The sequence below is a fragment of the Lentilactobacillus diolivorans DSM 14421 genome (assembly GCF_001434255.1).
In the GTDB taxonomy this organism is placed as follows: Bacteria; Bacillota; Bacilli; order Lactobacillales; family Lactobacillaceae; genus Lentilactobacillus; species Lentilactobacillus diolivorans.
Window position 1 is genome coordinate 66,494 of the sequence record NZ_AZEY01000028.1, and the last position, 10,726, is coordinate 77,219.

Here is a 10,726-nt window from a genome sequence, read left to right on the forward strand (position 1 = left end):
CATTAAAACAATTCTTAATAATTAGAAAACAATTACCATATGGTACTATCATAAAATTGTGAATTAAGTGGCAACAAAATATGAAAAAAATATGTTCGGGGTTAAAATAAAGGTACAATTTTGATTGGAGACATGTGTTTAGGGGGTACTTTTATGAGAATCGAACAATCACCGGAATTTCAAATTCACTTGCAAAATTTGAGACATAAGGAACCATTATATTTGGAAACAATTTATAACGTCGGCAATGGTCATTTGGGAGTGCGGGATTCTAATCCATTGCAAGGAAACAATCTCGACTATATTGGGTCACCAGGGCTTTTCGTGAATGGCTTTTTTGATTATAATGATGTCTCGTATGGTGAAAAATATACGGAATATCCTGAGAATGATCAAGTCATTAACCGGCTCTGTGATCCAAGATATATTCGAATCAAGATAGCTGATGAAGATTCGGCAACTGATCATTTCCAGGTTGACAATATTGACAAGAATTTAGACATGCAAACCGGTCTACTTCATGAAATATTTAGTGTTACGACTCCTGAAAATCGTAACTTTAATTTAGTTATTGAAAGTTTTGCCAGCTTAAGCAAACAAAATGTTTATGGCATTAAATATTCAATTATTCCAACAAATTTTGATGAGGAAGTCGAAATCATTAAAGTTCATGACTATATTAATCAGCAGACTCACCAACAAAATGAAGATGTTCGGGTTAACCAAAGTGTGGGTCAGATGCAACTTGATTTTATTCATGATAATGGCCAACCAAGTTATTTGGTCACTACTTTTCGAAGTCAGCAGGGACTGATTTTAACTTATCAAGCTGGTGAAAATAAGCTACCTGATCCACCGATTGAATATTTTATGGATGAAGACAGACATTATGGCTATCATAGTAAGTATTTTGCCAAACGGGGCAGTCAGAAGGAATTTTCCTTCTTATTTGCAATAGGGGATATTCACCCGCTGGTTAACGCCCAGATGTATTCAGATCAATACGTGTCGGCACTTGACAACTATATCCGTGATACGACTTTTCGGTCGGAATTAATGGCTTCAGCTCAGGTCTGGCAGACATTTTGGTTGCATAGTGACGTGGTAATAGATGGGGATCCTGCCATTCAACAGTCATTGAGATTTAACCTGTTTGAACTGAATCAATCAGCTGGGCGTGATGAGTACACCAGCATTCCTGCCAAGGGCTTGACCGGCAACGGCTATGGTGGTCATTTCTTTTGGGATACCGAGATTTTCATGATGCCATTTTTCTCTTATACGCAGCCGAAACTTGCTAAGAAGTTGTTAATGTTTCGATATCATACCCTGCAAATTGCTAAGGAACAGGCCAGTGAATTCGGCTTAAAAAAGGGTGCAATGTATGCTTGGCGAACAATTAACGGTTATGAGTCCAGCTCATACTGGCTTGCAGGTATGGCGCAATTTCATATTAATGCCGACATTGCCTTTTCAGTCGAACAATATTATACGATTACGGGTGATGAAGAATTCCTCAAAAAGTATGGGTACGAAATTATTTTGGAGACGGCCCGTTTTTGGATGCAATATGGTAATTTTGCGGAAATTAATGGGAAGCAGCATTTTGTCATTAATAAGGTGACAGGGCCGGACGAATATAGTGCCTTGGTTGATAATAATTACTATACAAACGTGATGGCACAATTTAATCTGCGCTTGGCTGTCAAATATGCGACCCAATTCAGCAATGATGATATCTTGAGCCAGTTGAATGTTTCGGGGAAAGAAATCGATCAAATGAAGGAAGCCGCTGATCTGATGTACCTGCCATTTGATAAGGAAAAGAATATTAAAATTCAGTACCAGGATTTTGAACAGTTACCGCGAATGGATATTAGTAAGGTTGATCAAAGTAAATTCCCACTGTTACTGCATTACCATCCATTAATGCTATATCGCTATCAAGTCAATAAGCAGGCTGACACAATTATGGCTGATATTCTGTTCCCACTTGGGAATCCTATTGAGGAATTGAAAGCTGATTATGAATTTTATGAACCGATTACAACTCATGATTCAAGCCTCTCGAAGGCGATGTATGCCATCGCGGCATCGAGAGTGGGCAAGCACCGGCAATCTTATGATTTCTTTTCACAGGCTGTTAAAACGGATTTGATGAATTCGCATCATAACACTCAAAATGGAATCCACGCGGGCAGCTTGGGAGCGGCCTGGATGGGTGTTGTGTATGGCTTTGCGGGCATTGTCAATAATGCCAAGCACTTTAGTTTGGAACCGAAGTTACCATCGGCATGGAACAGCATTAAGTTTAAGTTGCGCCTGCATGGTAATGAATGCTTATTTACAATTTATCAGGATGAGGTCCAGATTGAACTGATGAGTGGCAAGGGCATTGAGGTCTATGTGTATAACAAGAGGGTAAAGGTGGAGCCGGAGAATTCGAAGATGGTGTGTGAATATTAGAGTGCAAAAAGGGACGGTTAGCCCCCAGAATATAAGGCACTTCAACCAATATCCCTGATTTTAAGGGATATTGGTTGAAGTGCCTTATATGGCCGGGGGCTGCCCCTCTTTTGCACGTTTCGGAACAGTAACCATTCCTGTTTTTGGAATGTTGGCTTTTATTAGTTATATGGCCGGGAGCTGCTTGTTGGTGCACGTTTTGACATGGCAGCCATCCCTGATTTTAAGGGATATTGGTTGAAGTGCCTTATATGGCCGGGAGCTGCTTGTTGGTGCACGTTTTGACATGGCAGCCGTCCCTGGTCTTGAGGGGTATTGGTTGAAGTGCCATAAATGGCCGGGAGCTGTCCCTCTTTTGCACGTTTCGACATACAATCACTTCTGATTTTTAAATTCGGCCCTTAAGTGACATGGTCAAGAACCCTTTGGTGGGCACCCTTTAACTTAAAGCCAGAGTAACGGACAATTATTGAACAATATTTTAGATGCTTTTGGCGCAAAAAGATTAAGCTTTCAGGCGCAATTTTGGAAAAAAGCGACACTTTCGTTTATTATTTGTTATGATAGTGTTATGCAATTATTGAGTAAGTCATGGATATTTAAACAAAGGTGAAGCTCAACTCGAGTGGTCATCAGCCATGAACAGCTCTTTCTTGACAACGAACTCCTAGCGAAGGGGATGCAATCTTCAAATGAAAAAAGAAGCGCGCCAATCTAAAATTGAACAGATTATTAATCAGTATACAATTACGACTCAAGATGAGTTAATGTCAAAGCTCAAGGTAGCTGGAATTAACGTCACGCAGGCGACTTTGTCTCGCGATATTCGTGAGATGCAGATCGTCAAGCAACCTGATAGTTCTGGTAATTCGAGATATATGATTTTTAAATCTGGTAATCAAAATGAGCTGGAACGGCTTTATCGAATGATTAATGGCACCGTGACCGATATTCGCCAAATTCAATTTGTTAACGTCATTCATACTCAGTCGAGTTATGCAAATCCTCTAGCCGCTGTGATTGACGACCTAAATATGGACGATGTAGCGGGTACGTTAGCTGGTTATGATACGATAGTAATTTTCAGCCCGTCAGTCGATGCGGCTAGAGACTTGAATGATTTGTTTACCAAACATGCAAATCCAGATATTCTTGTATCTTCAATTAAGGACAATTAATTTTTAAGCTTACGTTGCGTTGGGTTACCATCATCAAATAAAATAATGCCCAGTACCTGAGTGTCAATCATTCAGGTGCCGGGCATTTTTATATCATTTAGGAATTGAAATAAAGAATTGTGATTAATTCGTGAATAGTTCATGAACATTCAGGGCGCTACTATCAAAAAATTAGAACAAATTATGAACTATATGAACAAAATACGATAATATCAACTCAAAGGCGTTCTAATTAAATTCTTATCTTTTAATTAACCGCAATCTAAATGTATAAAGATTCAAAAATAGTGTTTAAAATGCAACTTACGTGGTGTAAGATTGATAATATACAATTGCAGTCACCATTATGCTAATAATGTTAGAAAATCCGCATTTTTAATGCTAAAAATCACACGATAATCTTTTTGAAAAGGGCTAAGATATAGTTATATTCAAGTAAGGGATAGGAGGTAACATCAATGACAAGTCCAATTCATAACTATTCAGAAATCGGCAAATTAAAGACGGTCCTACTTAAACGTCCAGGCAGGGAAGTTGAAAACTTTACGCCGGAAATGATGCCGAGGCTGCTTTTTGATGACATTCCATATTTGCCAATGGCGCAAAAGGAACATGATTACTTTGCTGAGACACTTCGAGATAATGGTGTCGAAACACTTTATCTTGAAAAATTATCTGCGGAAGCACTAGATGCGGGTGGTTCGGAATTACGCGATCAATTTTTGGAGCAAATGTTAGCCGAGTCAGGTTATCCTTATGGGGCAACTCATGATGCGTTGAAGGAATATCTTGATAGTATGAGCAATCAGGACATGATAATTAAAATCATGGCGGGTGTTCGTAAAAATGAGATTGATTTTCATCCTAGCGACTTAGTCAGTGCAGCCGAAACGGAAGATTATCCGTTTTATCTGGATCCGATGCCTAATCTTTACTTTACTCGCGACCCGTCTGCTTGTATCGGTGAAGGAATCAGCATTAATCACATGACATTTCCAGCCCGGCAGCGTGAGTCATTATTTAATGAAATGATTATTAACTATCACCCAAGATTTGCGAATAAGGGAATTCATGTTTGGCGTGATCGTAATCATAACACCCGAATTGAGGGTGGTGACGAGCTGGTTCTAAATGATCACGTCATGGCAATTGGTGTTTCTGAGCGAACATCTGCTCATGCGATTCAAGATATTGCCCGTAGCCTATTTAAAAATAGTCAGTATGATACCGTTCTGGCAGTTAGCATTCCCCACAACCATGCGATGATGCATTTGGACACTGTATTTACGATGGTTAACTATGATCAGTTCACGGTTCATCCGGGAATTCTCGGTGAAGGTGGCAAAATTGATACCTGGACGATCACAGCCGGGAAAGGCGAAAGTGGTCTGCAACTTCAACATCGAACTGATTTAAAGGCAGTTTTAAAAGATGTTCTGAATTTAGATGATATCGATTTAATCCCTACTGGTGGCGGTGATCCAATTATCGCTGACCGTGAGCAGTGGAACGATGGCTCAAACACGCTGACAATTGCCCCTGGGGTTGTGGTAACTTATAACCGAAATTACGTCTCAAATGAATTACTGAGAAAACACGGGTTAAAAGTGCTGGAAGTGATTTCGAGTGAATTATCTCGGGGACGTGGCGGCCCACGTTGCATGAGTTGTCCAATTGTTCGTGAAGATTTATAAAAGCGCTAATAATTAATACTAAAATATCCAAATATGAGGAGAACGATTATGACAAACGATTTTAAGCAAAATGTCTTTCAAGGACGTAGCGTACTGGCTGAAAAAGATTTTACGGCTGCTGAATTAGAATATTTAGTTGATTTTGGCTTACACTTAAAAGCTTTGAAAAAAGCTGGAATTCCACATCATTATCTAGAGGGAAAAAATATTGCGTTACTGTTTGAAAAGTCGTCTACCAGAACGCGATCCGCGTTTACAACTGCTGCAATTGATCTGGGTGCCCATCCTGAGTATTTAGGTCAAAATGACATTCAGTTAGGTAAAAAAGAAAGTACTTCCGATACAGCTAAGGTGTTGGGGAGTATGTTTGACGGAATTGAATTTAGAGGATTTAAGCAGAGCGATGCTGAAATCTTGGCCCGTGATAGCGGCGTTCCAGTTTGGAATGGCCTAACTGACGAATGGCATCCAACTCAAATGCTGGCTGACTTTATGACAATTAAGGAAAATTTCGGTAAGATTAAAGGCTTAACTCTGACATTTATGGGCGATGGGCGGAATAACGTGGCTCATTCATTATTAGTAACGGGTGCGATCTTAGGGGTTAACGTTCATATTGTGTCACCAAAGGTTTTGTTCCCTAGTGACGAGATTCAAAATCTTGCTAAAAAATTTGCGGCTAAATCTGGTGCTGAATTATTGATTACCGATGACCTGGATGAAGGTATGAAGGGATCTAACATTGTTTATACTGATGTTTGGGTTTCGATGGGTGAAAATAATTGGAAGCAACGAATTGATGAATTATTACCATACCAAGTTAATATGGCTGCTTTGAAGAAGACTGGGACACCGGAGGATCAATTAATTTTCATGCATTGCTTACCTGCATTTCATAATACAGATACGCAATATGGAAAAGAAATTAAGGAAAAATATGGTTTGAGTGAGATGGAAGTCACTGATGAGGTCTTTACGAGTAAATATGGGCGCCAATTTGAGGAAGCTGAAAACCGAATGCACTCAATTAAGGCAATGATGGCAGCAACCTTGGGAAATTTGTTTATCCCGCGAGTGTAAAAAAGAGTGGGCCAACAAGCGGTTAGCTCCCAGAATATAAGGCACCTCACCGAATATTCTGGTTTTGAATATTTGGTGAGGTGCCTTATATGGCCGGGAGCTGCTTGTTGGCCCACGGTTTTAGTCAAGTAACTTATAAAAAATGAACTAGAATAAATAAAAGACTGTTAATTGATTAAATTTAAAGGGTCGGCGGCAAACACCATCTGTCTGCCCCCGGCCCTTTGGATTCAGAAAAGAGAGTGAGGAAATCACGATGGGAAGAAAAATAGTTGTCGCGTTAGGAGGTAACGCGATCCTTTCAAAAGATGCTTCTGCTGCTGCACAACAACGGGCGCTACTTGAGACGGCCAGACAGTTAGTTAAGTTTATTGAAAATGGCGATCAGCTCATTATTTCCCATGGTAACGGCCCTCAAGTGGGAAATCTGTTGTTACAGCAGGCGGCTGGTAGTACCCAAGATAATCCGGAGATGCCACTTGATTCTTGTGTTGCAATGACTCAGGGAACAATTGGTTATTGGATGCAGAATGCGATGAATCAAGTGATTCGGGAACGGGGATTAGACCAGGCCGTTGCGACGGTGGTGACTCAAGTGGAGGTTAGTTCCGATGATCCGGCGTTTGGTCAACCTACCAAGCCGATTGGCCCATTCATGAACAAAGCTGAAGCTGATTTAGCTCAAAAACAAAATCCTGAATTCAAATTTATAGAGGACGCTGGTCGTGGTTACCGGCGAGTTGTCCCGTCGCCCAAACCAATAGGCGTCATTGAAACGGCTGCAGTTAATACATTGGTTGATGCTGGGATTGTCCCAATCACTGTTGGTGGCGGGGGCATTCCAGTTGTTCGGGATGGCAATCGATTAGTCGGTAAGGAAGCGGTAATTGACAAGGACTTTGCCAGCGAAAAGTTGGCAGAGTTGATAGACGCAGATGCGCTGATCATTTTAACGGCTGTTGATAATATTTACGTGAATTTTAATCAACCCAATCAGAAGAAACTGAAGCGGGTTTCGACCGTTGAATTAGGCCGATACATTGAGCAAAAACAATTTGCACCAGGGAGTATGCTGCCCAAAGTGGAAGCGGCAGTTGATTTTGTTAACACAACGGGAAAAGAAGCGGTCGTGACGGCTCTGGATAATATCGAAGGCTTTATCAAAGAAGGGGAAGGAACGGTGATTGTAAAACAGAGTGTGTCAACAAACGTTTAGCTCCCAGAATATAAAGCATTTCAGCTAATACCCCTGGTTTAGGGATATTAGCTGAAATGCTTTATATGGCCGGGAGTTGCTTGTTGGCACACGTTTCGGCAAGGTAGCCATTCCAGTTTTTGGAATCCGGGCTTTAGTAGTTTGTATGGTCGGGATCTGGTTATTGGCACATGTTTTGGCATGGTAGCCATTTGAGATTTCTGGAGGTATTGATATGGCTTGCTCTTATATGGTGGAGATCTGCTAATTGTCCCCATTTTAACATGGTAGTTATTTAAAAATCACGAACCAAATGTCTTAAAAATTCGACTCTTATTTAGCCGTCATTCATAGAACGATTAGGCGCGCAACGTGTCTAAAATCTCTAACTGCGGTACACTTTTATTGAAGCATTTTTAAGGGACATCTGAAAAGATTTAAGCAAAGCTGTTTTTGAGCTTAATGTCAGTGATTAGTCAGGTAGTTTCTTCTATATTTGAAGCGTAGGGGGGATGATCGGTGAATGATTTTAAAAGATAAAAGTGATTACCAAATGTATCGTGATAAAATTCGTAGCCATCCCGAGTTTAAATCATTAGACGATGAGGGCATCCACAAATTAATTGATGCGATGACCATTAAAAAGTATCATCGCGGACAAATTTTATTTGATCAAGGCGATCCACGAGACAACTATTACTTTATTATTAGTGGGGTTGTGAAAACATTTCATTGGGATGAAAATGGTGAGGAGCAGTTATATTTGTACATTCGGCCAAACAAGGCGTTCCCTTATATTGGCCTTTTTGAAGATGACGATTATGCGTACACTGTTGAAACGATGACCGAAGTCAAGTTGGCAGTCATTCCAATGGAATTTTATGAAGGTCTATTACAGGAAAATCCGGAAATGATGGTGAGTGCTATCAAAGAAATGAGTCGAATGATTGATATGACGGAGACTCAGCTTCAGCGAATGGTAACGACCAGTGCCAAATGCCGCGTCTGGAATGCAATCTGGTTTTTAGGTCAGCAAATTGGTGATCGCCAAGAAGATGGCAGTATTTTAATTTCGTATCCGATTACGCTAATTGAATTATCAAAGATTAGTGGAACTACTCGAGAAACGACTAGTCAGATGGTGCAACAGCTTATTAATGAAAGCAAAATTTGGTATCAAAGAAAATATTTTCGAATATTGGAGGTTCGCGATGGGAAAGCGTTGTGATTGGGCTGATTCTGGTAATCAGGCACTTCGAGATTATCATGACCAGGAATGGGGATTTCCGACAACTGATGAGCGACAAACCTATGAGCTCATGATTTTAGAGATGATGCAGGCCGGGTTAAGCTGGCAAACGGTTTTGAACAAGCGGGCAGCTTTTCGAAAGGCGTTCAAGAATTTTGATGTGAATCAAGTTGCCAAATTTGGTCAATCGGAATATGAAGGGTTATTGGTAAACCCTGGGATAATCCGAAATCGGCTTAAAATTCGAGCGGCGATTAATAATGCACAGCTGTTGGTTTCGTGGCATCAAAGAGGTGAGTCACTTAATCGGTATTTATGGAAAATGGTTAATAATCAACCAGTAATTGGCCATTACGATTCTCTAAAGGACGTTCCCGCAACGTCGCCATTATCGGTTAAGATTAGTAAAGATTTAAAGAAAAAAGGCTTTCGGTTTATTGGGCCAACAATTGTTTATTCGTGGTTGCAGGCACTAGGCATCCTGAATGATCATCTTAAATCGTGTCCGAGTTACTCTCAGGCAATTAGCGCGGCTGAGTCACTTGATTTTGATTCATAAATCAGTGATAATGATGGGTATTGAACTGCCAAGATCAGTTAAAGATGACTGATTTGATATTTTAGAGGTAGTTCCTGCACACTTTAGAAAGTAGGAAAAATAAAAATATGAAGCAACTATTCTTTGATTTTGATGGGACGATTGCTGATTCTGAGGTTGGCATTGTTAAATCGATTAAGTATTTTATTAATAAAATGGGTCTGCCTGAGCTGACTGATGATCAATACAGGCAGTTTATCGGGCCGGCGTTGGTGACGAGCATTCATAAATTCTATCCGCATTTATCGGAGAATGACGTTTCAACTGCCTTGAAATATTACCAGGAATACTATGAAGATGCTGGTATTTTTCAGTTGGATATTTACCCAGGGATCCTTGAAGAGTTGGGTGTTCTAAAAAATGCGGGGTATCATTTGCATATTGCATCAGCCAAGCCTGAGGATATGATTAATTTAATTAGTGATCACTTCGACTTGGGACACTACTTTGATGGTGAGTTTGGCGCAACCAGTGACGAGCGAACCCGGATCACGAAGACTGCTGTTTTAAAATATGCTTTAGAAAAGACTGGTGCCAATCATAAAGACAGCGTCATGATTGGTGATCGGGACACCGATATGATTGGCGGCTATGAAAATCAGGTCAAGACATTGGGCGTGACTTATGGCTTTGGGGATGTCCCGGAACTTTCTCAAGCGCATGCGAGTCTAATAGTTAATCAGCCTGATGAAATTCGACGGGGTGTTGAACAATTAAGTGTCCGAAAAGCTTCAGGTGCTAGGTTTAACTAACAAGTATCATTAACCATATGTTGTTCAAATAAATTATCTACAACATGGCTCCGATTATTATCAAAAACAACAAAAACGAGTGGGCCAAGGCAAATAAACAAATTTTGTCTTGGTCCACTCGTTTTAAATTGCAGTTGTGATTGAACCGGCGGATGGCAGAATAGTTTTCTGTCTATTTGAATGTTGAGCCATTTTTGTGGATGTAATGATGAGTTACCGAGCCTAAACGTGCGAAAGAGCCGCAGCTTCCGGCCATATAAGTTCCCCAAGCCAATATTCCAAAGTCAGGAATATTGGTGGTGTTTGGGGCACCCGAGCTGAAACGTGCGAAAGAGCCGCAGCTTCCGGCCATATAAGTCCCCCAAGCCAATATTCCAAAGTCAGGAATATTGGTGGTGTTTGGGGCACCCGAGCTGAAACGTGCGAAAGAGCCGCAGCTTCCGGCCATATAAGTCCCACAAGCCAATATTCCAAAGTCAGGAATATTGGTGGTGTTTGGGGCACCCGAGCTGAA

General features: G+C 40.7%; 9 protein-coding genes. 8 read left to right on the forward strand and 1 reads right to left on the reverse strand.

Annotated features, from left to right (window positions below; genetic code table 11):
* The first annotated feature begins 153 nt into the window (after positions 1–153).
* The 8 genes from FC85_RS03340 to FC85_RS03375 all read left to right on the forward strand — a co-directional run bounded on the left by FC85_RS03340 (position 154) and on the right by FC85_RS03375 (position 10,212).
* Positions 154–2,466, forward strand: coding sequence for a glycoside hydrolase family 65 protein (locus FC85_RS03340; protein ID WP_057864146.1), 2,313 nt, complete (start codon positions 154–156; stop codon positions 2,464–2,466).
* Positions 2,467–3,158: 692 nt separating this feature from the next.
* Positions 3,159–3,644 carry an arginine repressor gene (locus tag FC85_RS03345; RefSeq protein WP_057864147.1) on the forward strand — a complete coding sequence of 162 codons (486 nt, stop codon included), beginning with the start codon at positions 3,159–3,161 and terminating at the stop codon, positions 3,642–3,644.
* A gap of 458 nt (positions 3,645–4,102) precedes the next feature.
* Complete coding sequence (arcA, locus tag FC85_RS03350; RefSeq protein ID WP_057864148.1) at positions 4,103–5,338, forward strand: arginine deiminase; 1,236 nt, start codon at positions 4,103–4,105, stop codon at positions 5,336–5,338.
* A 48-nt stretch (positions 5,339–5,386) separates the two neighbouring features.
* Positions 5,387–6,418, forward strand: a complete 1,032-nt coding sequence (gene argF / locus FC85_RS03355) for an ornithine carbamoyltransferase (protein WP_057864149.1) — start codon at positions 5,387–5,389, stop codon at positions 6,416–6,418.
* A 256-nt stretch (positions 6,419–6,674) separates the two neighbouring features.
* On the forward strand, positions 6,675–7,634 hold the full coding sequence (gene arcC, locus FC85_RS03360) for a carbamate kinase (RefSeq protein WP_057864150.1): 960 nt from the start codon (positions 6,675–6,677) through the stop codon (positions 7,632–7,634).
* Positions 7,635–8,136: 502 nt separating this feature from the next.
* Positions 8,137–8,841 (forward strand): Crp/Fnr family transcriptional regulator, encoded by a 705-nt coding sequence (locus FC85_RS03365; RefSeq protein ID WP_057864151.1) that lies wholly within the window; start codon positions 8,137–8,139, stop codon positions 8,839–8,841.
* Positions 8,825–9,421: a DNA-3-methyladenine glycosylase I gene (locus FC85_RS03370; protein WP_057864152.1), complete on the forward strand. Its 597-nt coding sequence runs from the start codon at positions 8,825–8,827 to the stop codon at positions 9,419–9,421. The genes FC85_RS03365 and FC85_RS03370 overlap by 17 nt, the downstream gene beginning before the upstream one ends.
* Before the next feature lie 107 nt (positions 9,422–9,528).
* On the forward strand, positions 9,529–10,212 hold the full coding sequence (locus FC85_RS03375; protein WP_057864153.1) for an HAD hydrolase-like protein: 684 nt from the start codon (positions 9,529–9,531) through the stop codon (positions 10,210–10,212).
* Between the two features lie 172 nt (positions 10,213–10,384).
* Here FC85_RS03375 and FC85_RS16065 read toward each other — a convergent pair.
* Positions 10,385–10,726 (reverse strand): hypothetical protein (locus FC85_RS16065; protein ID WP_235807822.1); only part of this gene is annotated, 342 nt, incomplete at its 5' end.

Bases quoted from the DNA above. Each gene is read 5' to 3' on its own strand.
- FC85_RS03340 (WP_057864146.1), top strand. From the start codon at position 154: ATGAGAATCGAACAATCACCGGAATTTCAAATTCACTTGCAAAATTTG.
- FC85_RS03345 (WP_057864147.1), top strand. From the start codon at position 3,159: ATGAAAAAAGAAGCGCGCCAATCTAAAATTGAACAGATTATTAATCAG.
- arcA (WP_057864148.1), top strand. From the start codon at position 4,103: ATGACAAGTCCAATTCATAACTATTCAGAAATCGGCAAATTAAAGACG.
- argF (WP_057864149.1), top strand. From the start codon at position 5,387: ATGACAAACGATTTTAAGCAAAATGTCTTTCAAGGACGTAGCGTACTG.
- arcC (WP_057864150.1), top strand. From the start codon at position 6,675: ATGGGAAGAAAAATAGTTGTCGCGTTAGGAGGTAACGCGATCCTTTCA.
- FC85_RS03365 (WP_057864151.1), top strand. From the start codon at position 8,137: ATGATTTTAAAAGATAAAAGTGATTACCAAATGTATCGTGATAAAATT.
- FC85_RS03370 (WP_057864152.1), top strand. From the start codon at position 8,825: ATGGGAAAGCGTTGTGATTGGGCTGATTCTGGTAATCAGGCACTTCGA.
- FC85_RS03375 (WP_057864153.1), top strand. From the start codon at position 9,529: ATGAAGCAACTATTCTTTGATTTTGATGGGACGATTGCTGATTCTGAG.